Below are 22008 nucleotides of genomic sequence, written 5' to 3' on the forward strand. Positions count from 1 at the left end.
GCTTTATTCTAACATGTGTTTTCTTATACATGAAGCATCAAAATTTATTTGAAGTATATTTGTAATATTTTTTACAAATTCTTCTTGTTTTAATGTGTATTTAAGTCATACATCCCTTTAACAATATCATAAAATACGCTGTTTGTGGGAGATATCGCACTTTTTGTATTTAAATCCACTACTACCATTGCGTATTTTGGATCATCTGCCGGAAAGTAACCCGCAAACCATTTATTGACGATATCGGCCTTCACATTGATTTCAGCAGTTCCTGACTTTCCTGCCACTTCATAAGGAAGCGTTTGAAATCTTCTTCCTGTTCCTTTTTCGCTCTGTACGACGCCTTTTAAAAGCTGCTGCATAGAAGCAGCTGTGGCTTCATTAATCGTATCTCCTTTTAGCTCATGCTCTTTAAACGTATACAGTGACGTATTGTTTTTATAGTCCAGCGCATCTACCGCTTTTACCTGCTTCTTTTCTCCTCCCCGTGCAATTGTCGCCATCATATTTGCTACTGCAAGCGGAGTCACTTTTACATCAAGCTGTCCAATTGCTGTTTGCGCTACAGCATTTGGTACTTTTTTTTCTCTATCATTTGTCCAAACTCTTCCCGATTTTTCTCCTAAAAACTGCTTAAAATGTTCAAAGTGAAACACATCACCCGTCCATCCTACAGGCTGAAGAAGCCCTAACTTATCAGCATATTGTTCAATGATATCCGGATTAGATATTATCATTTCTTTTGCTAGCTGGGCAAACGTTGCATTACAACTTTGCGCAAAGCTTTCTTCAAACGTCAGCTGCCCTTTTTGATGATCTTCTTCTACATTATTGCCATAAATACTTTTATCGCAGTTATAGGTAAAAGAAGGCTGAATTTTATTTTGTTCAAGCGCTGCAGCTGCTGTTACGGTTTTAAATATAGATCCAGGAGTTTGCGGCGTCAGCAAACGATTTTCTACGCTGTCTGAACCGTTTTGCTTTTTAAATGGATCTTTCTTATTAATTGAAGGCCTGCTGGCCATCGCAATTACTTTATTGTTTTTTATATCAATTAAGACGGCTCCTCCGTCTTTTAACTTATAATGATTCAATGTATTCTCCACTAGCTCCTGAGCAGACAAATCAAGCGTCGTACGCACACTGACTGGATAATAAGGGTTAGCTGTGCCCGTATATTTTACATCGATGCCAAACATAGGCCCACCTAGTCGATCAACATGATAAAGGAGCTTAGACTCTTGTTCAGGCAGCAAAAACTCGTCAAAAGCCCTCTGCATCCCTGAGATACCTACAGGCGTAGTTGATTTAATAGCTCCATTTTTCAATTTATCACTGTACTTCTCTTCAATTATTTGTTTGCTTTGTGCTTCTAGTCCGATTAAATGTTCAGCAAGAGGAACTGGACGCTCATCTTTTAGAGGAATTCCAAACACGCCAGGTACCTTTAATGCATTTATTTTTTCGACTTGTGCATGGGATAATTCTTTTGTAATAACAACCGGTGTTTTAGCATTCGCTAGTCTGTTCGTTAATTCCTGTGGTTGCATTCCCACAATTTCGCTTACTTGCTGAACGGGCCACTTCATTTTTTCTAAAAACGGAAATAGGACTAAGCGATTATGCGTGATAGATGTTAAAGACTGTCCATTTTTATCTTCGAATTTCCCTCGCCCGTCGTCTACCACCATTTCCTGCGTACGCTGTTTTACGCTTCCTTCAATTAAGTTAATATTTTTATCAGTAAAAGATTCCGTGCTGACAAGCTGGAGTTGAACAAGCCGTGCTCCCAGTCCACTAATTAATAATAAAATAAAAATAAGAGTAATATAAATTCGCTTGTGAATTATTTTCATGACTACACCTCACTCTTTACAAGTGTCGACGTTGCCATTACTTTTAAAACCATTATCTTAAGAAATATTCATTCTTTTTTTCATTCCATAAAAAAACTTGCTGATTCAGCAAGTTTTTATTATTCATTTTCCGTTAAAAATTGTTGAGTTGTTCGTAGCTTTCCTATTTTCGGAAAGATGTAAGAAAGAGTGGCTTCATGCTCTTCTTTTGTAAATGTCGCCATGGCATCCGTGATAAAAATTTGGTTATATCCATACTGAAATGCTTCACGAGCTGTGCTTTCCACACCAATATTTGTTGCAATTCCGCAAAGGACAATTGTATCAATTCCTCTTCGGCGAAGCTGAAGGTCTAAATCTGTCCCAAAAAAGGCTCCCCACTGACGTTTTGTCACAATGTAATCAGTCTCTTGAACATTAAGTCTTGGATCGAATTCTGCCCAGTCTGCAGGTCTTTCTTGAGGAGCAGATGGCTTTTGATCCGTTTCTGGCGTCAACGCATCTTTTCCATCTTGAAAATCTACTCGTACAAAGCTAATAAATCCATTTTGTTCGCGGAAACGATTCACAAGCTGAACAGATTTTTCTACGATTTCGTCTCCTCCAATTGGAACAATCCCTTTTTGTAAATCAATTAAAACAAGCGCTGTTTTAGTAAAATCGATATCTTTCATCTTCATCTTTCCTTTCCTACATATCTTTTCTATTCTCTCCGTTTTTTTAAATCATATAAAAAAAGCTGACGCGTGTCAGCTTTTTTACTTACGAGCATTCAGTAGAACGCTTCCAACCATATGTTTTACTTAACAGATACAATTTTCACTGACATATCTCCACCAGGAGTTTGAACAGTTACTTGATCTCCAATTTGTTTGCCCATTAGACTTTTAGCAATTGGCGAATCATTTGAAATTTTCCCTTCAAATGGATCTGCTTCTGCACTACCTACAATTGTATACGTTTCTTCGTCACCATCTGGCAACTCTACAAATGTTACAGATTTACCTAATGATACGATAGAAGAATTTTCTACATCTTCTTCAATAATTTTCGCATTGCGAATCATATTCTCAAGCGTCGTAATACGTCCTTCCACGAAAGCCTGCTCGTCTTTTGCAGAATCGTACTCAGAGTTCTCCGATAAATCTCCAAAACTGCGGGCGATCTTGATACGCTCTACAACTTCTTTACGTTTTACTGTTTTTAAATATTCTAGCTCTTGCTCTAGCTTTAGCTTTCCTTCTTCTGTCATTGGAAATACTTTTTCTTGTGCCATAATCCCTTCACTCCTTCTTGAACTCAAAATCTCTAGTGTATACAGTCGATTTCTGTATGTACAAAAAATTTTCCACTCTGTGGAAAAATCAGTTAATAGAGAAATGACAGCTTCAAAATAGAAGCTGCTCGTTTCTCTATTCTTTATAATGTTTGTGTTTAGTTAGCAGAATATGTCTGCATTGTCTTCAAAAAAATTCCTGCATCTATGCTATGTTATTATAAAATGGCATTTTGTTCAAGAATTGTTTGAATTTTAGTGACCATCAAGTCAATCGCTACGTGGTTTTGACCGCCTTCAGGAATGATAATATCTGCATAGCGTTTTGTTGGTTCAACAAACTGATTATGCATCGGGCGAACGACAGATACGTATTGATCAACAACTGACTCAAGCGTACGCTCTCGTTCTTTAATATCACGAAGCATACGACGAATGATACGAAGATCCGCATCTGTATCTACGTATAGCTTGATATCCATTAAATTACGCAAGCGCTGATCTTCTAGTACAAGAATACCTTCTAAGATAATAACATCTTTTGGTTCTTCTTTAATTACCTTCTCAGAGCGCGTATGAATTGCGTAATCATATACCGGTTTGTCAATGCTCTCATAATTTAATAAGTTTTGCAAGTGTTCAATCAGCAAATCATTATCAAATGCTAGAGGATGATCGTAATTTGTTTGCAAACGCTGTTCAAACGGTACATCGCTTTGATCTTTATAATAATAGTCTTGCTCAAGAAGCATAATAGAATGCCCTTTAAAATACTCATAAATAGCTTTGGTTACAGTTGTTTTACCAGAACCGGATCCACCAGCGATACCGATTACAACGGGCTTTTTCCCCATTTTATATTTAAATCCCCTTTCGCATCATGTTATATGAAAATAGAGGTTGGTCCACTTTAAATTTCACAATTTGCAGCGGATGACGCGCAGCATCTAGTTCATTGCCATCTTCGTCCCAAATTTTATCTATTTTTTGCGTAAAGTTTTTAATTTCCGGACCAAAAAATTCCACTTCTTCTCCCGGTTTAAAATAGTTACGCTGTTGCAATGTCACGATGCTTGTTTCTTCATCATAATTCAATACTAAACCAGCAAAATCAAATTTTGTTTTCTTGCCGTGTACGCCAAACATTTGTTCATCCACTCCAGGAACCCCTTCAAAAAAGGCGGGAGCCGTATCGCGGTTCGCACATTTGTCTAGCTCATCAAGCCATTCTTTTTGAATCACAAAATTCTCAGGATCTGCACAGTATGCGTCAATCACTTTGCGATATACGCTCACCACTGTTGCAATATAGTGGATCGACTTCATACGTCCTTCAATTTTCAAGCTATCAATACCCAGCTCAATCATTTGAGGGATAGATTGAATTAAATTTAAATCTTTTGGACTCATTGCAAACGGATCGTCTTGCTCATCAAATAAAGGCGTTTCCGTTTTACCGTCTTCTACTTTAAATAAATCATAGTCCCAACGGCATGATTGACAGCAGCCTCCACGGTTTGAATCACGCGCTGTCATGTGGTTACTTAGCACGCAGCGGCCTGAATAAGCAATACACATCGCTCCGTGAATAAAAGCTTCAATTTCAATATCCACTTTTTCTTTCATTTCGCGCATTTCTTCAGCACCCGTTTCACGAGCAAGTACAACACGTTCTAATCCTTCTTCTTTCCAGAATTGAACGGCTTTCCAGTTTGAAAGTGATTGTTGCGTACTTAAGTGTACTTCAAGCTTAGGTGCAACGCGTCGACAGGTTTCGATAATTAACGGATCAGCTACGATGATTCCAGAAACGCCAGCGCGCTCTAATCCCATTAAATAATCTTCAAGTCCGTCCATATTTTCATTGTGAGCAAAAATGTTTGTTGTAACATAAATACGTGCGCCGTATTTGTTTGCAAACTGAACACCTTCTGCCATTTCTTCAAATGTAAAGTTATCTGCATTTGAACGAAGGCCAAACTCTTTTCCTCCGATAAACACAGCATCTGCTCCATAGTGTACGGCAACTTTTAATTTTTCAAGGTTACCGGCTGGAGCTAACAACTCAGGCTTTTTCGTAATAACTCGTTTACCTTCTACTACAGTATCGATTTGAACAGCCATCGTTTGTACCTCCTTTGTTTATCTTTCTTTGCATGCTTTTTAATATACCGTTTCTTTAAAGAAAAACCCTGTGTCTAACGGGCGGTTAATTGGCTGCAAGCTTTCAATTTCTTCTAACAAATCGTCTTTAACGTTTTCGTATTCTTCACGGTCATCTACACATAAATCAATCGCTTGACGATATTTTTTTGTTACTTCTAAAATATATTGGGGTGACTTTAATACGCCGTCAATTTTAAATACATCTACTTCAGCGTCAATCATTTCGGAAAGCTCATCGATAATGCACATATCATTTGGACTCATAATGTGCGTTCCATTTTCATCTTCGAAAATTGGATACTTATTGTTTCGCTCATTATCAAGTAAAAACATATCTTTTTCTACTTTACGATTTTCAATTTCCATGACTTTTCCTTGATACTCAAAGTAGTTGCCAAGAAGTGAACGTTTCGATTGGAACATACACGTCATGCCATGCACCTGAACTTCAATTTCTACTTCGGCTTTTTCTTTGATATCAATGATGCTATCCATGCTTAGCTCACGAGCAAGAACTGCACGCTTAGCTCCTTTGCGGCCCCAGTAGTTACATGAATACCAGTTTGTTCCCGTTGTTTCAGTACTCCAGTGCATCTTCATTTCTGGAGCTGTTTCACGCACTGCCATTAATACAGCCGGATCTCCAAATACAATCGCATCCACGCTTGCTTCTTTTAAGAATAAAATATATTCATTTAATTCGGCGATTTTATCATTGTGAAATAATCCGTTCATCGCTACGTAGACTTTTGCATCATGCTGATGAGCAATATTTACAGCTTCTACGATATCTTCACGTTTGAATTCACCTGCTAAACGCAAACCGTAGCGCTGTTCACCAACCATAATAGCTGTTGCTCCAGCTTGTAGTAATGATTCGATTTCCGAAACTGCAGTTGGTGTCACTAATAGTTCTGGTTTTTTCATTCTTGGTCACCTCTTTTAATACTAATCGCGATTCCGTCTCCAATAGGAAGAATAGTTGTATAATAATCGGGATGATTCATCAGCCACGTATTGTATGCCTGAATTTTTTTAATTAAGCTACGGCGTCGACGTGTTTCTACTTCCGCCAAATCGGTCGCTACGTGACCTTTAAATAGTACGTTATCCGAAATAATCATTCCTTTAGAAGATAGCATCGGCTCATAATGTTCGAAAAAACGCTGATACTGACCTTTAGCTGCATCGATAAAGACTGCATCATAAGGACCATGACGTTCAATTTCATCTCTAAGCTCAAGTGCATCTCCAAACAACGACACAATTTTATCTTGTTTTCCCGCCCGTTCAATAAACTCTCGCGCTTTTTGGTAACGCTCTTCATTTCGTTCTACCGTAACCACTCGTGCCTCTGGAAGCGTATGGGTGATTCGAATAGACGAATATGCAATCGCTGTTCCAATTTCTAATATATGTTTTGGCTGATGAAGACGAAGAATTTGCAATAGCGTTTCAACACCAATCAATTCCATAATCGGAACGTGATGTTCTTCTGCATAAGCTTCCATTTCTTCAATAAGCTCCTGGCGCTTAGGAATAAGCTTTTCCACATACTGCTCTACGTTTTGTAAAAGCAAAACACTTCCTCCGTTCTCAGAAGTACATTTTACATTATGTTTTCATAACGTTTCATTACTGCAAAATAGTAAGACAACTAGTCTATTATAAGTTTTTTTCGTTTTTACGTAAACCCGATATATTTTAACATAAAAGATGGGGAATGCGAAGTATCGCGATTCCCCAATTTTAAATTTCCAATTATTTTTCGGTATTTTGCTTTTCTTTACCTGTAATATGCTTGGCTTTTTCTTTGTTATGTTCTTCTAACGTTTTGGTAAAAATAACTTTTCCTTCAGGTGTAGCCAAGAAGTATAAATAATCTGTATTGGCTGGATGTAACGCAGCTTTGATTGACATCAATCCAGAGCTGGCAATTGGTCCTGGAGGCAACCCCTTTACTTTATACGTATTGTAAGGAGAGTCCACTTCTAAATGCTTATAGAACACCCGGTCTTTATGCTCTCCTAAGGCATATAATACGGTTGGATCCGTTTGAAGAGGCATGTTTTTTTCAAGGCGATTATAAAAGACGCTGGCAATTTTTTCTCGGTCGACTTTCGCAGTCGCTTCCTCTTCAATTAGAGAAGACATGGTTAACAATTTATGTGCACTGAATTTTTTCTTTTCCATTTGCCCACTGTACTGACCTAATACATTATTTGTTTTCCCTACCATTTTATCCAATATTTCATCTAACGACACATTTTTATCATAAAAATCATACGTAACGGGATATAAATAACCTTCTAGCGGATGTTTAATATCTTTTTGCATCACTTCATCCGTTACTAAATCTGGATACTTTTCTTTCATTTTATTGATGAATGCCTTATCGTCTAGCTTTTTCATGACTTCGTCTTTTGTAAACTTTGTATTTTTAGCAATGATATCAGCAATTTCGACAAGCTGGCGTCCTTCTGGAATGGTGACACGAATATCAGGTTGTTTTGAAACCTCGCCTTTTTCCATTTTTTCAACCATTTCCCCTAAGCTCATGGAAGGAGAAAATAAATACGTTCCAGCTTGAAATCCAGATACATGGGTTAATTTTACGTAATAGCGAAAGGCACTTTTACTTTTAATTAAATCTTCTTTTTTCAATACCGTACCAATCGATTGAACGGAAGAACCTTGTGGAATGGTCACATTTACTTTTTTATTGCTGTTTCGATCCACGGGTGTTAAGCGGGATTGAGCATAGAAAAATGCACCGCCAACAAGTAAAAGAAGTACGATAATTGTAATAAAAATAACTCGTTTTTTCCTTGAACGATTAGGTGGTAAAAATGTTTGTTGCGACAAGCAGCTTCCTGGTTAAATCTACTTCTGTAAAAGAAGATACAACCAGTTTCACCTCTTTTCTTCTTGATTTTTTGTAAGTATGAACAGAGAGGATACATGAGATTGCGATTCATTCGTATCTCCTATAGGTGTGAGATGGTATCGCTTCCTTAAACTATCGCCTCTCCTAAATTTTTTCCATGATTTATGTTATTGTCTGCCCAAAGTCTAGTTTCATCCGTTCAAACAATGAATTCTTTTATTAAAATGCACTCTCACACGCAGGAATTATTATACTACAATTTATCTCATTTTTCGTCATTATCATACAATCTCCCCTAAGAATGCAAGGAAAAACCTTTTTATATCTAAAAAGAACGGCCGCTATGTAAAAAAAAGCTGATAACGATTGTCATCAGCTTTTTCACTATAATTATTCGCCTTCTTCGTCAAGGAATGTGTTAACCATTTCCTCAACCATGTCCCACTCTTCTTCTGTTTCAATCGGTTGAAGCTCGCCGTCTTGACCGTCTTCACTTGGTGTGAAAGCAGATGCATGAATTTCAATTTCTTCTTCATCATCTTGGTCTGCTCCGATTGGATAGTAAATTACATATGATTTGTTATATTGATCAGAATCAAATGTGAATAAAATTTCGCATAGCTGCTCATTTCCATTCTCATCGACGATTGTAATTTTATTTTCTTCTACGCTCATGTTTGCACCTCATTTTATATTGTAAGCTCTTAGCTTAACTTTTTCTTCAGCGAAAAGCAAGCTGTTCAGTTATTTCACTTCCCTTTTACGTACAAAAGAATATGTAAAAGGGAAAGTCATAACTTGTCAGCTTAAGCAAAGCCTGCTGCTTTTCTTATTGCTTGCTGTCTAAGTATCCTTGAAGAATCATAACAGCTGCCATTTTATCGATTACTTTTTTGCGTTTCTTGCGGCTTACGTCGGCAGACAGCAGTACTCGCTCTGCTGCCATCGTTGACAAGCGCTCGTCCCACATCATCGTTTCAATGTTAAGTTTTTCTTTGACGCTGTCAGCAAACTCGATGCACGCTTCGCCTCGAGGGCCAATCGTACCATTCATATTTTTAGGAAGACCCACTACGATTTTCTCTACGGAATATTCGTCAATTAACTGCTGTAAACGAGGATATGATTGCTCCATCTGCTCATCTGCAATTTTAATTGTTTCAATTCCTTGCGCTGTCCATCCCATTTCATCACTAACTGCCACACCAATTGTTTTGGTTCCTACATCTAATCCTAATACGCGCATTTATGAATCCTTTCGATGCTGTTGTAAATAAGATTTAACAAGTTCTTCAATGAGCTCGTCTCGCTCTAACTGGCGAATTGTGTTTCTCGCATCGTTATGACGAGGAATGTAAGCAGGGTCTCCTGATAACAAATACCCAACGATTTGGTTAATCGGGTTGTAGCCTTTTTCTTGCAGTGCGTCATAAACCGTAAACAATACTTCATGTACGTTTGTTTCAGCTGGCTCATCTTGAAAATTAAATTGCATGGTTTTATCAAATGAACTCACGGTCCCACCTCACTCTCTTAATTTGTGAACACATTGTGCACTATGCTAAGTCTTATTTATATTGTACACCAAGAAAGAGGAGAATTAAACGGATTTAACCCATTCTTCTACAGTGCCAAGTGCTTTTTCAATTTGGCTAGCGTCTTTTCCTCCAGCTTGCGCCATGTCAGGGCGTCCGCCTCCGCCTCCGCCGCAAATCGTTGCTACTTCTTTAACAAGTTTGCCAGCATGATGGCCTTTAGCAATTAAATCTTTTGTTACACCTGCAATAATATTTACCTTTTCACCTTGTGGAGAAGCTAATACGATCACAGCAGATTCTAATTTTTGTTTTAAATCATCAACCATTGCACGAAGGTTATTCATATCCGTTGCATTCACTTTTGCTGCTAGGACATTTACACCATTAATGTTTTGTACGCGGTCAACAAGATTGCCAGCTTCAATATTGCCAAGCTTTGTAGATAGTGAATCATTTTCACGCTGAAGATTACGAATTTCTTCTAGTAATCCTTCAACGCGCCCTACTAAATCGCGCGGGTTGGATTTTACTTTTGCCGCAGCTTCTTTTAGTAAACCTACTTGATCATTCATTAACTGATAGGCAGCTTTTCCAGTTACAGCTTCAATACGTCGAGTACCTGCACCGATTCCAGATTCTGATACAATTTTAAATAAACCGATAACAGATGTATTTGGTACGTGACATCCACCACATAATTCTAAGCTGTAGTCGCCTACTTGTACTACGCGCACGATATCTCCGTATTTCTCACCAAATAGTGCCATTGCACCCATCGCTTTTGCTTCGTCAATTGCTTTGTTTTCAATTTGTACAGAGATGCTGTCCCAAATCTTTTCATTAACGATTTGTTCAATTTTCTCAATCTCTTCTTGTGTCACTTGACCAAAGTGAGAGAAGTCAAAGCGCAAGCGATCCGCTGTTACTAAAGAACCCGCTTGATTAACATGCGTTCCTAACGTATCTTTTAATGCTTGATGCAATAAATGCGTTGCCGTATGGTTTTTCACAATCGCACTGCGGTTTTCTTCATCAAGCGTTGCCATGTATGTTTCACCTTTTACAAGCTCACCGCTTGTTACAGATACCGTTTGGACATTTTGACCATTTGGCGCTTTTTGAACGTCTTTTACTTCCGCTTTTCCTGAAGCACTTTGGATCGTACCTTGGTCCGCAATTTGACCGCCGCTTTCTGCGTAGAATGGCGTGTGGCTTAAGATGACTTGCGCTTCTGTTCCAGCTTCAGCACGGTCAACAAGCTCACCGTCTACAATAATTGCTTCAACAACTGTTTCTACTTCATTTTTATCATAGCCCACAAACTCACTTGCAACCGTTACTTCACCAAGTACGCCGCCTTGAACTTGCATAGAACTAGAATCTTGACGAGCAGCACGCGCACGCTCACGCTGTGCTTCCATTTCACGTTCAAAACCTGCATGATCGATTTTCATGTTCTCATCTTCTGCGTATTCTTCCGTTAATTCAACAGGGAAGCCATACGTATCATATAGACGGAAAACATCTTCGCCTTGTACCGTATCACTGTTTTGCGCTTTTTCTTTTTTAATAACAGTTGCCAAGATAGCTAGTCCGTCATTTAACGTTTCGTGAAAACGCTCTTCTTCATTTTTGACTACGCGCTGGATAAAATCCGTTTTTTCCTTTACTTCCGGATAGAAATCAACCATGATTTCACCTACTACCGGCACTAGGTCGTACATGAACGGACGATTAATGTTTAACTTTTTAGCATAGCGAACTGCTCGGCGTAACAAACGACGCAGCACATACCCGCGGCCTTCATTTGAAGGAAGAGCACCATCACCTACAGCAAATGTTACCGTACGAATATGGTCAGCAATGACTTTAAATGCCGTATCTTGCTCATCATTTGTACAATATTTAGCGCCTGAAATATTTTCTGTTGCTTCAATAATTGGCATAAACAAATCTGTATCAAAGTTTGTTTGCACATCTTGAATAACAGAAACCATACGCTCTAAGCCCATTCCTGTATCAATATTTTTCTTTGGAAGCGGCGTGTACGTATTATCAGGATTATGATTAAACTGAGAAAATACAAGGTTCCAAATTTCTAAATAACGCTCATTTTCTCCACCTGGATATAATTCGGGATCAGTTAGGTCATTTCCATATGCTTCTCCGCGATCATAAAAGATCTCTGTATTTGGACCACTCGGACCTTCTCCAATATCCCAGAAGTTACCTTCTAAACGAATGATACGCTCTTTAGGCACGCCCATTTTTTCATTCCAGATCTTAAATGCTTCTTCATCTTCAGGGTGAACTGTTACAGATAGCTTATCTGCGTCGAATCCAATCCATTTATCGCTCGTTAAGAATTCCCATGCCCATTGGATTGCTTCTTCTTTGAAATAATCACCGATAGAGAAGTTACCAAGCATTTCAAAAAACGTATGATGGCGAGCCGTTTTACCTACGTTTTCGATATCGTTTGTACGAATAGATTTTTGTGCGTTACAAATACGCGGATTTTGAGGAATAACACGACCATCAAAATATTTTTTTAATGTAGCTACTCCACTGTTAATCCATAATAAAGATGGATCTTCATGCGGAACTAAAGATGCGCTTGGTTCTACATCATGGCCTTTTTCTTTAAAGAAATCTAAATACATTTGACGAACTTGTGCTGACGTCAGTTTTTTCATGATTGGTCCTCCTTTAATACTCTTCTTATTTATAGACAAAAAAATGATGACATAAAAGCATCTATTTTCCCTGTGTCCAAAAGTAATTGCTAGTTATTTGCACACAAAAAAACTCTCATCCCTGTAGCAGGGACGAGAGTTGAACTCGCGGTACCACCCTGATTATAAATGCCAAAAGCATTTATCACCTTCATAGCGTTAACGTTGCTGACACGGCAGGTTTTAGCCTGCACTCTGGACTAGCGTTCAGCTGCTCTTTGTTTAGCGCTTCTTTCAGCCAAGGAAGCCCTTCTCTAAAAACCAGTGTGCAACGTACTCGATCCATCATTGTGTTCAAAATATGTAGCGTTTTCTTATGGCGATATTATGACAAATTAACCGCTCTTTGTCAATGTTTGAGCGTATAAGAGCGAATATGCAAAATAGATATTTTAACGACTGCTAAAATTGGCACAGCCAAAATGAGACCCAATACTCCTCCAAACTCTCCTCCTAAAAGGAGCGCAAGCATGATAAACAAAGGATGAATATGAAGGCTCTTTCCTACGATAAGCGGAGACAGCACATTTCCTTCTAGAAACTGCAGCACAAAGATAATAATGACAATGGTAATAACCAACTTTATCGAGATAGTTGCTGCAATAATAGCTGCTGGAACCGCACCAATAATCGGGCCAAAATACGGAATGATATTCGTTACGCCAATAATAAAGCCTAAAAGAAGTGCATAAGGTACATGAAAGAACCAAAGTGCTGCTGTGGCAATCACACCAATAATGAGACAAACAAAAAATTGTCCTCTAATATAATTGCCAAGCGATTCATTCACATCCGATAAAAAACGTTCGCCTGGTTTGTGCCACTTTTTAGGTGTGACATAAGCTGTTGCTTTCTTAATAGAGGAAAAATCCTTCAGCATATAAAAAACAATAAATGGAATAATGATTAAAATCAAAAAAGAGGTAATCAATGATTTTAATCCTTCCGCCACTTTTGTAAGCCACACGTTGAGCGTAGCCTCTACATCATCAATGCTGCCTTCAATTTTCTCATGTACACCGTTTGGAAGTGAAGTTGTACGATCATGAATCGATTCTACCCAATGTCTATATGTATTCGTAAAATGAGGCAGCTGTTCATTTAAATCTTTTACTTGTTCCACAAAAATAGGATACGACTTATAGGCTCCGAACCCGATTCCTCCAAAAAAGATAATGTAGATCAGTAAAATAGCTAGAGGACGAGGCACGCCTTTATCATGCGTTTTTTCAATAAGCGGATGAAGTAAATATGTAATGAATGCTGCAATAAAAAAAGGCAGCAGTGCTTTTAAAAACATGTAAATAACAGGCAGCCATAAAAACTGGACTTTAAAAAAGACTAATACGCACAGCAGTGCTAATAACAGCAGTCCGAATCTATAGAACCATTTGAATGAACTATCTTTCAACGTAAACTCCTCCTCCCTTCTATTTTTTGATAAAGAAAGGAGTTTATACATGCAGTTGTATCTTCTGCCTGCAAAAAAGCACTATTGCAGCTCAGTGCAATAGTGCTTTTTTATTAGTGAATAGCTTTCATCATACGTTTACGCATTTTTTTCATATTTCTTTTTGTAAACATCTCTCGATCATCTGCCATTTTAAATGCATAAGCTCCAAGACCGAAAGCGACTACTGACGGAATGATTCTGCCCATTGCTCTTCCTCCCGGTAAAAAAGAATTAGAAATTGATTGTGCGCTCGTCATCTGAGAACAAATCATCAAGCGAGCTCAATGTTCCATCTTCTTCTACTTGGTGAGTATTAATTTGTCCTTTTGAAATAGTCATTTCAATAAAACAATTCCAGCAGTAATACTGATTTACACCAATTTTGCCAACGTCAATACTTTTACAGTTTGGACATTTAAACAAAGTCGACACCTCTTTATACGTTCTACTTATATAAACGCATTATGTCCACTTTTTTTCACGCCCATACTTTATTTTCTGACAATTAGCAAAGAAGGATGGCAACAAAGGAGTTTATTTAACTCTTTGTTAGCATGCGAAAGGTTACATGAAATCATACGGCGTAACGTTTTCCATCCCAATATTTGCATCTTTCATAAATGGAATTTCGGGATCTTCTATGTCGTTATCCAAGCTTTCTCGAAGCAGGGGCTGTAAATTCGTTTGTCGAACGCTGTCTTCATTCCGGCTGACTCCAAGCTGAAACGCTTCGTCTTCGCCGCATAAAATTAAAAACTGTTTACTTCGCGTAACGGCGGTATAAAGTAAATTGCGTCGCAGCATTCGGTAATAGCTTTTGACAATTGGAAGCACAACAATGGGAAATTCACTTCCCTGCGATTTATGAATGGAACAGCAGTATGCATGAGTTATTTGATTAAAGTCTTGCTTTGTATAAGTTACTTCGTTTCCTTCATATGAAATAACCAGCATATCCTGTTTTTCCGTATTTTCTTTGGCAAAGAAAACTGAGACGATTTCTCCCATATCTCCGTTAAATACGTTGCTATCCGGCTGATTTACAAGCTGCAGCACTTTATCTCCGACTCGGTACGTAATATCTCCGTGCTTAAGCTCTCTTCTTTGCTCAGAAGCCGGGTTAAATAATTCCTGAAGAACTTCATTCAGTTTATCAATCCCTGCAGGACCTTTATACATAGGAGCTAGAACTTGAATATCTTTAGCCGTATAGCCTTTTTTTAACGCATTCCCGCAAACTTGTTGCACGACATTCGTGATGTGCTGTCCGTGACAGCGAATAAAGGAACGATCTCCTTGCTGCCTCGATAAGTCTTCCGGAAGCTTTCCTTTTTTTATTTCATGAGCCAAATCAATAATCGATGACCCTTCCGCTTGCCGGTATACATCTGTCAGACGGACGGTAGGAACTACTTCTGAACTCAGTAAATCTTTTAACACCTGTCCCGGACCTACTGAAGGAAGCTGGTCTTCGTCTCCAACTAAAATAACCTGTAAATTAGCAGGAAGAGACTTAAACAGCTGATGAGCAAGCCACAAATCTACCATCGATACTTCATCCACAATCAATAATTTTCCGTCAATTGGATTCTCCTCATTATGGTCAAATCCTTCTTGTCCGTTCCATTTTAATAATCTGTGAATCGTAACTGCCGGAAGTCCGGTCGCTTCGCTCATTCGTTTAGCAGCGCGTCCAGTAGGTGCCACAAGTAAAACAGGAAAAGCTTCATCTTTTTTATAATCCCCTGGATTTAACGAACATCCGTGAAGTTCTGCATAGAGTTCGACTATTCCTTTAATAACCGTTGTTTTCCCTGTACCTGGTCCACCTGTTAAAAGAAGCATTGGAGACATTAAAGCAGTTTGTATGCCCTTGCGCTGAGACGGTGCATATTGCACGTCTAATCGCTCTTCTAGTTCACCTAAAGCTAGTAAAAATTCTGATTCTGGAAACTGCTCTTCGTATTGCGTTTGGGCCATAATTTTTTGAATAGCTTTAACCAGCCCTTTTTCAGCATAGAAAAGGGGAGGAAAATAAATTTTTTCGTCTTGAATGATAAGCTTTTTGTCTGCTTTTAATGCGTCCACTTCTCTTGTAAGATCCATTTCAGACAGATTCTCATGCCTGCTTTTTCGAAGAAGCTCTGCTGTTTTTCCATACAGCTGATCTGCCGTGACGTATACATGTCCCATTTGATTACATTCTTGCTCAATGACGTATAAAATACCTGCACGCAAACGATCAGGATGGTTGGTTGCCATACCAAGCCTCTTTCCAAGTTCATCGGCCCTGCTAAAACCAATACCTTGAATATCTTCTACGAGCTGATAAGGATTATTTTGAACAATTTCAAGCGCTTCTTGTTTGTACGCTTGGAAAATCTTCATCGAAAGCTGCGGTCCAAACCCGAGGTCTGTCAGCTTTACCATTACTTCTTCTAACCCTTGATGTTCACGAAGCTGCGTTACTAAAGCCTCTGCCTTGTCGGCTGAAAGCCTCGGAACCTCTTTTAGCACGGACTCATTTTGCAAAATACGAAAAATAGCGCGTTCTCCTAGGGCGTCCACAATATTTTCAGCGGTTTTTTTACCGATTCCGTGAAATAAATCGCTTGATAGGTACTGAACAACCCCTTGCCTTGATTGCGGAAGTTCTTTTTTAAACTGCTCAACATGAAATTGCAGACCAAACTTTGGATGCTCTTTGAAGTCCCCGTAAAATGTGTATACTTCATCTTCATTAAGCTTAGGAAAATAGCCTGTAACGACCGTTTCTTTATCTTCAATCTCTAAATTTGTTTTTTTGATCCGTATCCGCGTAACGTTATATAAGTTTTCTTCGTTATGAAAAACCGTTACAATTGACGTGCCGCTTATATAATGACGTTCTGGCTGTGAAGGGTTCACTAGTTCTTCGTTCATGTTATCCTTCCTTTACCCGCTTTCTTAATGTTCTAATGTAGACAGAACTTGTTTAGCATTTGCTGCCATTACGTGATCTGGCTGCACGTTTAAAGCTTCATCTAACATCTCAATTGCTTTGTCCTTATCATCTTTCATGGCATACGCTACGCCCAAATTATAGAAAGCATCGGCATGTTCTGGCTCTTGATTTACTACCTTAAGAAATTCAGCAATCGCTTCATCTACCATTTCGAGCTGTGCTAAACAAAGACCGTACTGAAATTTTGCTTCTACATCATGTTCGTTTAGTTCTACCGCTCGCTGCAGATAAGGCATCGCAAAACGAATTTCTTCCATATGAAACAGCGTTAAACCAAGCATAAAGTAGGCATCGGATGAATCTAAGCCTTTTTTGATTGCTAAATCAAAGTAGTGCTTTGCCTGCTCAAGCTGCTCTGCATTAAAATAAATATTTCCTGCTCCGTAATACGCTGTTGCCGTTTCTTCATCTAATTCAATCGCACGTTCATAAAATTTCAAAGCACGATCCATCTCACTAACAGCCGCTAACAAATTGCCAAAATTCACATACACAATTGGATCTTTTGGATTATCTTCAATTGCTTCTGAAAATGTTTTAGCAGCCTCTTCAAATTTCCCTTCCTGCATATACTGAATTCCTAGCTGATTTTTATCTGTCATTTTTTCGTTCACTCCACTGTTTTAGTTATGATTTAAAAGATTTTCACATCATGAAAATCTAGAATATGTAAGTTATTAGTTTACCCAATAAGTAAAGTATATCATAGAAAAACCTCAGCTATATACAGCTGAGGTTTTTCGTTCTTGCTTATATAAATTATACGTACCAAATTTGCTCTTCTTCTTGAAATACTTTGTCAATAGTTGCTCCGCCAAGACATTCGTCATCTTTGTAAAACACAACTGCTTGACCTGGCGTAATTGCCCGCACGGGTTCAGCAAAAATAACTTTAATTGTATCATCATCGACTTTCTCAACGGTTACTGCTGAATCGGTTTGACGATAGCGGAATTTTGCTGTGCACGCCATTGGTGACGACCAGTCACGGTCGCTTACCCAGCTGACATTTGTTGCTGTAAGAGATGTAGAATAAAGCAGCTCATTGTGAAAGCCTTGATCGACGTATAAAACGTTTTTTTCTAAATCTTTTCCAACTACAAACCAAGGTTCGCCGCTGCCTCCGATACCCAAACCATGGCGTTGACCAATCGTGTAGTACATAAGGCCGTCATGCTTGCCTTTCACTTCGCCGTCAAGCGTTTGCATCACACCTGGCTGAGCAGGAAGATACTGACTTAAAAATTCCTTGAAGTTGCGTTCGCCAATAAAGCAAATACCTGTGCTGTCTTTTTTCGTTGCTGTAGCAAGGCCTGCTTCTTTTGCAATTTCACGCACTTTTGATTTCTCAATTTCTCCAATTGGGAACATTACTTTTGAAAGCTGATCTTGTCCTAATTGATTTAAGAAATACGTTTGATCTTTATTTCCATCTACGCCTCGAAGCATTTTATACTCCCCGTCACGATACGCAACGCGTGCATAATGTCCTGTCGCTAGATAGTCTGCTCCTAGCGTCATTGCATGCTCCAAAAAGGCTTTGAATTTAATTTCTTTATTACACATTACATCAGGATTCGGTGTACGACCTGCTTTATATTCATCTAAAAAGTAGGTAAATACTTTATCCCAATATTGTTTCTCAAAGTTGACTGCATAGTAGGGAATACCAATTTGATTACATACGCGAATAACATCGTTATAATCTTCAGTCGCAGTACAAACGCCGTTTTCATCCGTATCGTCCCAGTTTTTCATAAAGATTCCGATCACATCGTATCCTTGTTGTTTTAATAAAAGAGCTGCTACAGATGAATCAACGCCTCCGCTCATTCCGACTACTACACGTGTATCTTTAGGTGATTTTGTCAACTTCGCCACCTCCGTTTTCTTCATTTTAATTAAATTGTTCGCTAAAAAGCGAAAGAAACGACACAAACCATCAGTGAGGGATGAAGACCCTACTGATGGCTGCTATTTACATCGTTAGTCGCTTAACGATGTTTGCTGTTTGACGTGCGGTTTTTTCAATTTGCTCAGCAGAGTTTCCTAGGCCAAAGCTAAATCGAATAGAAGTTGTTAAACGCTCAGACCCTTTTCCAAACATAGCAACAAGCACATGAGAAGGATCGATTGCTCCCGCTGTGCAAGCTGAACCGCTCGATGCCGCAATTCCTGCTAAGTCTAAATTTACGAGCATCGATTCAACATTTGTTTTTGGAAATGATAAATTTAACACATGTGGCAGAGCATTTTCAAGATGTCCGTTAATTTCAAATGAAATACCTTCTTCTTTCAACACAGCTACCATTATTTCTTTGTATCTTCTATATTCATCTGCACGTGTTTGCAGCGTTTGTTGCGAAATTTTCACAGCTTCTTCAAACCCGACGATACTTGTCATGTTCTCAGTTCCAGCTCGTCGTTTGCGCTCTTGTTCTCCTCCAAATAGCAAAGGAGACAGTGAAACGTGAGCAGCTGCATATAAAAAGCCCATCCCTTTTGGTCCGTTAATTTTATGAGCCGAAACGGATAAAAGATCGACACCTAATTGTTGCACATTTAACGGAATTAATCCATAAGCTTGCACTGCATCCGTGTGGAAATATGCTCCATGCTCTTTTAATAGAACTCCAATTTCTCCAATTGGCTGAATAGCACCTACTTCATTATTTCCAAACATCACCGACACAAGAATTGTTTGATCCGTTAGGGCTGATTTTATTTCATCCACAGATACTTGTCCGTACTCATTAACTGGTAGGTAAGTCACTTCAAAGCCCTGTGTTTCTAAATATTCACACGTATGAAGCACAGCGTGGTGTTCAATTTGCGTGGTAATAATATGATTTCCTTTATGGCGGTTTGCAAGAGCGACTCCGATCAGTGCCATATTATCTGCTTCTGTCCCACCACTTGTAAAAATCAGTTCATTTTCGTGTGCTCCAATACTTGCTGCAATCGTTTGGCGAGCTTCGTCTAAATAGCGTCGACTTTCCCGCCCGTAGTGATGAATACTAGACGGATTTCCAAAGTACTCATGCATAAAAGTCGTCATTTTCTCAACGACTGCTGGATGTATTGGAGACGTTGCTGCATGATCAACATAAATACGTTCCAAAATAAACGCCTCCTAGCTCATTATTAAATATAAAACATATAAGACGCTTGATCATCATCAGAATGATTTGCTAAATCTTCAAGCGTTGTACTATCTAGCACTTCTTTAACTGCATCTCGAATACGAATCCACAGCTCGCGTTTTGCAGGCTCTTCATCTTCAATTCCTTCTACAGGACTAATAGGACCTTCTAAAACGGAAATAATATCGCCAGAAGTAATGTTAGCAGGTTCATGTGCCAAGATGTAACCTCCATAAGCTCCGCGCACGCTTTTTACAAGCCCAGCGTTACGCAGTGGTGAAATAAGTTGTTCTAAATAATGTTCAGATAAATCATGCGTTTGAGCAATAGTTTTAAGCGAGATAGGACCTTCTCCAAAGCGCTTCGCAAGCTCAATCATAATCGTTAAACCGTAGCGTCCTTTTGTTGAAATTTTCATACCATACACTCCTTCAATACACTTTTTTTATTTATGAAAAAAATAAGACCCTCACGTTGTCACTGAATGCTGTGATGAGTCGTTTTTTACTAAGCTATATGAACTTCTCTATACGCGTTTCTTGCAAATGTAACTGTTGATATTATAACATACTATGCCTATAAGATAAATTTCCACCACCTATTCACCTCTTGTGATACAGTGAAAGAAAAGAAAGGAGAAAAACATGTCTACAAAACCTCTCGCATTTCGAATGCGTCCGACTCATTTAGATGACGTTATCGGACAGCAGCATTTAGTTGGCAAAGATAAAATGATTTATCGAATGGTAAAAGCAAATCACTTAAGCTCGATGATTTTATATGGGCCTCCAGGCGTCGGGAAAACAACAATTGCGACAGCTATCGCAAAAACAACCAACACGGCGTTTCGTCAGTTAAATGCCGTTGTAAACAATAAAAAAGATATGGAAATTGTCGCCGAAGAGGCCAAAATGTCAGGCAAAGTAATTCTTCTGCTAGATGAAGTTCATCGCCTTGACAAAGCCAAGCAAGACTTTTTGCTTCCTTATTTAGAAAACGGCATGATCATTCTAATCGGAGCGACAACAAGCAATCCTTATCACGCGATTAATCCTGCTATTCGAAGCAGATGCCAAATCTTCGAATTAAAATCTCTTACGCCAGATGATATCAAAATGGCGCTAACAAGAGCACTCAACGACTCATCCAACGGATTTGGGGATAGAAAAATTGCCGTAGAAGATGACGCCATGAACCACTTTGCCAACAGCTGTAACGGTGACGTGCGCTCGGCTTTGAATGCTCTGGAACTAGCTGTTTTATCAACAAGTGAAAGCGATGGTAAAATCGTTATTACCTTACAAACGGCAGAAGAATGTCTGCAGCAAAAGTATTTTTCACATGATAAAAATGGTGACGCTCACTATGATGTATTATCGGCTTTTCAAAAATCGATTCGCGGCAGCGACGTAAATGCCGCTCTTCATTATTTGGGACGGCTAATTGAAGCAGGAGACTTGATCAGCATCAATCGTCGCCTTTTAGTCATTGCCTATGAAGACATTGGACTAGCTGATCCGGATGCCGGCATGAGGACACTAGCAGCTATTCAAGCAACTGAGCGATTAGGACTTCCAGAAGCACGCATCCCGCTTGCAAACGCCGTTATTGAGCTTTGCCTATCACCGAAGTCCAACGCTGCTTACAAAGCATTAGATGAAGCGATAAGTGATATTAAAAAAGGGTTGTCCGGCGACGTTCCCATTCATTTGAAGGATGCTCATTACAAAGGAGCAGAGAACCTTGGACGAGGCGTTGAATATCAATACCCGCATGATTTTGATAACGGATGGGTCCTTCAACAGTATTTACCGGATCGCATCAAAAACAAACAATATTTTCATCCTAAACAAAATGGACAAGAAAAATACTTTTCAAAAGTTTTCAATCGTTTAGAGACATTAAAAAAAGAAAATGGCTGAAACTGTTGCTCAGTTTCAAAGCCATTTT

The 22008-nt window shown here is 38.8% G+C and carries 22 protein-coding genes; 1 reads left to right on the forward strand and 21 read right to left on the reverse strand.

Annotated features, from left to right (window positions below; all coding sequences use genetic code 11):
- Positions 1-89 precede the first annotated feature (89 nt).
- The 21 genes from ACRPLQ_RS21865 to cymR all read right to left on the reverse strand — a co-directional run bounded on the left by ACRPLQ_RS21865 (position 90) and on the right by cymR (position 20476).
- A complete protein-coding gene (locus ACRPLQ_RS21865) occupies positions 90-1856 on the reverse strand; it encodes a peptidoglycan D,D-transpeptidase FtsI family protein (RefSeq protein ID WP_432236276.1) in 1767 nt (588 codons plus the stop codon).
- 119 nt (positions 1857-1975) lie between these two features.
- Positions 1976-2536, reverse strand: a complete 561-nt coding sequence (locus ACRPLQ_RS21870) for an isochorismatase family protein (RefSeq protein WP_372456109.1) — start codon at positions 2534-2536, stop codon at positions 1976-1978.
- 119 nt (positions 2537-2655) lie between these two features.
- Positions 2656-3132: a transcription elongation factor GreA gene (gene greA, locus ACRPLQ_RS21875; protein WP_013059279.1), complete on the reverse strand. Its 477-nt coding sequence runs from the start codon at positions 3130-3132 to the stop codon at positions 2656-2658.
- A 218-nt stretch (positions 3133-3350) separates the two neighbouring features.
- Positions 3351-3986 (reverse strand): uridine kinase, encoded by a 636-nt coding sequence (gene udk, locus ACRPLQ_RS21880; RefSeq protein WP_028411675.1) that lies wholly within the window; start codon positions 3984-3986, stop codon positions 3351-3353.
- A gap of 7 nt (positions 3987-3993) precedes the next feature.
- A complete protein-coding gene (locus tag ACRPLQ_RS21885; protein ID WP_028411676.1) occupies positions 3994-5256 on the reverse strand; it encodes a peptidase U32 family protein in 1263 nt (420 codons plus the stop codon).
- A gap of 39 nt (positions 5257-5295) precedes the next feature.
- A complete protein-coding gene (locus ACRPLQ_RS21890) occupies positions 5296-6225 on the reverse strand; it encodes a peptidase U32 family protein (RefSeq protein WP_028411677.1) in 930 nt (309 codons plus the stop codon).
- A complete protein-coding gene (locus ACRPLQ_RS21895; RefSeq protein ID WP_432236277.1) occupies positions 6222-6878 on the reverse strand; it encodes an O-methyltransferase in 657 nt (218 codons plus the stop codon). The genes ACRPLQ_RS21890 and ACRPLQ_RS21895 overlap by 4 nt, the downstream gene beginning before the upstream one ends.
- Positions 6879-7059: 181 nt before the next feature.
- Positions 7060-8163 carry an endolytic transglycosylase MltG gene (gene mltG / locus ACRPLQ_RS21900; protein ID WP_028411679.1) on the reverse strand — a complete coding sequence of 368 codons (1104 nt, stop codon included), beginning with the start codon at positions 8161-8163 and terminating at the stop codon, positions 7060-7062.
- 412 nt (positions 8164-8575) lie between these two features.
- Positions 8576-8860: a DUF1292 domain-containing protein gene (locus tag ACRPLQ_RS21905; protein WP_013059285.1), complete on the reverse strand. Its 285-nt coding sequence runs from the start codon at positions 8858-8860 to the stop codon at positions 8576-8578.
- 154 nt (positions 8861-9014) lie between these two features.
- Positions 9015-9431 (reverse strand): Holliday junction resolvase RuvX, encoded by a 417-nt coding sequence (gene ruvX / locus ACRPLQ_RS21910; RefSeq protein ID WP_182028481.1) that lies wholly within the window; start codon positions 9429-9431, stop codon positions 9015-9017.
- On the reverse strand, positions 9432-9701 hold the full coding sequence (locus tag ACRPLQ_RS21915) for an IreB family regulatory phosphoprotein (protein ID WP_013059287.1): 270 nt from the start codon (positions 9699-9701) through the stop codon (positions 9432-9434). It abuts the gene before it with no gap.
- A gap of 84 nt (positions 9702-9785) precedes the next feature.
- Positions 9786-12419, reverse strand: coding sequence for an alanine--tRNA ligase (alaS, locus tag ACRPLQ_RS21920; protein WP_154973091.1), 2634 nt, complete (start codon positions 12417-12419; stop codon positions 9786-9788).
- A 190-nt stretch (positions 12420-12609) separates the two neighbouring features.
- Positions 12610-12744 carry a hypothetical protein gene (locus tag ACRPLQ_RS21925; protein ID WP_255219740.1) on the reverse strand — a complete coding sequence of 45 codons (135 nt, stop codon included), beginning with the start codon at positions 12742-12744 and terminating at the stop codon, positions 12610-12612.
- Positions 12745-12807: 63 nt separating this feature from the next.
- A complete protein-coding gene (locus tag ACRPLQ_RS21930; RefSeq protein ID WP_028411681.1) occupies positions 12808-13869 on the reverse strand; it encodes an AI-2E family transporter in 1062 nt (353 codons plus the stop codon).
- Positions 13870-13982: 113 nt separating this feature from the next.
- Positions 13983-14117, reverse strand: a complete 135-nt coding sequence (locus ACRPLQ_RS21935) for a YrzQ family protein (RefSeq protein ID WP_013059291.1) — start codon at positions 14115-14117, stop codon at positions 13983-13985.
- 25 nt (positions 14118-14142) lie between these two features.
- Positions 14143-14334, reverse strand: a complete 192-nt coding sequence (locus ACRPLQ_RS21940; protein ID WP_013059292.1) for a hypothetical protein — start codon at positions 14332-14334, stop codon at positions 14143-14145.
- Between the two features lie 141 nt (positions 14335-14475).
- Positions 14476-16833 (reverse strand): SF1B family DNA helicase RecD2, encoded by a 2358-nt coding sequence (gene recD2, locus ACRPLQ_RS21945; protein ID WP_047749816.1) that lies wholly within the window; start codon positions 16831-16833, stop codon positions 14476-14478.
- A gap of 24 nt (positions 16834-16857) precedes the next feature.
- Positions 16858-17517, reverse strand: coding sequence for a tetratricopeptide repeat protein (locus tag ACRPLQ_RS21950; RefSeq protein ID WP_013085089.1), 660 nt, complete (start codon positions 17515-17517; stop codon positions 16858-16860).
- A gap of 157 nt (positions 17518-17674) precedes the next feature.
- Positions 17675-18787: a tRNA 2-thiouridine(34) synthase MnmA gene (gene mnmA / locus ACRPLQ_RS21955; RefSeq protein ID WP_432236278.1), complete on the reverse strand. Its 1113-nt coding sequence runs from the start codon at positions 18785-18787 to the stop codon at positions 17675-17677.
- A 106-nt stretch (positions 18788-18893) separates the two neighbouring features.
- Complete coding sequence (locus ACRPLQ_RS21960) at positions 18894-20036, reverse strand: cysteine desulfurase family protein (protein WP_028411684.1); 1143 nt, start codon at positions 20034-20036, stop codon at positions 18894-18896.
- A 23-nt stretch (positions 20037-20059) separates the two neighbouring features.
- The gene (gene cymR, locus ACRPLQ_RS21965; protein WP_013059297.1) at positions 20060-20476 is read right to left on the reverse strand and encodes a cysteine metabolism transcriptional regulator CymR; all 417 of its coding nucleotides are present in this window, start codon (positions 20474-20476) and stop codon (positions 20060-20062) included.
- A 226-nt stretch (positions 20477-20702) separates the two neighbouring features.
- Between cymR and ACRPLQ_RS21970 the strand changes: the two genes are divergently transcribed.
- On the forward strand, positions 20703-21980 hold the full coding sequence (locus tag ACRPLQ_RS21970; RefSeq protein WP_028411685.1) for a replication-associated recombination protein A: 1278 nt from the start codon (positions 20703-20705) through the stop codon (positions 21978-21980).
- Positions 21981-22008 lie beyond the last annotated feature (28 nt).

The sequence above is a fragment of the Priestia sp. TRN 1309 genome (genome assembly GCF_050846875.1).
GTDB lineage: Bacteria > Bacillota > Bacilli > Bacillales > Bacillaceae_H > Priestia > Priestia zanthoxyli.

Bases quoted from the DNA above. Each gene is read 5' to 3' on its own strand.
- ACRPLQ_RS21865 (WP_432236276.1), bottom strand. From the start codon at position 1,856: ATGAAAATAATTCACAAGCGAATTTATATTACTCTTATTTTTATTTTA.
- ACRPLQ_RS21885 (WP_028411676.1), bottom strand. From the start codon at position 5,256: ATGGCTGTTCAAATCGATACTGTAGTAGAAGGTAAACGAGTTATTACG.
- cymR (WP_013059297.1), bottom strand. From the start codon at position 20,476: ATGAAAATTTCAACAAAAGGACGCTACGGTTTAACGATTATGATTGAG.
- greA (WP_013059279.1), bottom strand. From the start codon at position 3,132: ATGGCACAAGAAAAAGTATTTCCAATGACAGAAGAAGGAAAGCTAAAG.
- alaS (WP_154973091.1), bottom strand. From the start codon at position 12,419: ATGAAAAAACTGACGTCAGCACAAGTTCGTCAAATGTATTTAGATTTC.
- ACRPLQ_RS21890 (WP_028411677.1), bottom strand. From the start codon at position 6,225: ATGAAAAAACCAGAACTATTAGTGACACCAACTGCAGTTTCGGAAATC.
- ACRPLQ_RS21935 (WP_013059291.1), bottom strand. From the start codon at position 14,117: ATGGGCAGAATCATTCCGTCAGTAGTCGCTTTCGGTCTTGGAGCTTAT.
- ACRPLQ_RS21970 (WP_028411685.1), top strand. From the start codon at position 20,703: ATGTCTACAAAACCTCTCGCATTTCGAATGCGTCCGACTCATTTAGAT.
- ACRPLQ_RS21870 (WP_372456109.1), bottom strand. From the start codon at position 2,536: ATGAAGATGAAAGATATCGATTTTACTAAAACAGCGCTTGTTTTAATT.
- ACRPLQ_RS21905 (WP_013059285.1), bottom strand. From the start codon at position 8,860: ATGAGCGTAGAAGAAAATAAAATTACAATCGTCGATGAGAATGGAAAT.
- ACRPLQ_RS21950 (WP_013085089.1), bottom strand. From the start codon at position 17,517: ATGACAGATAAAAATCAGCTAGGAATTCAGTATATGCAGGAAGGGAAA.
- recD2 (WP_047749816.1), bottom strand. From the start codon at position 16,833: ATGAACGAAGAACTAGTGAACCCTTCACAGCCAGAACGTCATTATATA.
- udk (WP_028411675.1), bottom strand. From the start codon at position 3,986: ATGGGGAAAAAGCCCGTTGTAATCGGTATCGCTGGTGGATCCGGTTCT.
- ACRPLQ_RS21925 (WP_255219740.1), bottom strand. From the start codon at position 12,744: ATGGATCGAGTACGTTGCACACTGGTTTTTAGAGAAGGGCTTCCTTGG.
- ruvX (WP_182028481.1), bottom strand. From the start codon at position 9,431: ATGCGCGTATTAGGATTAGATGTAGGAACCAAAACAATTGGTGTGGCA.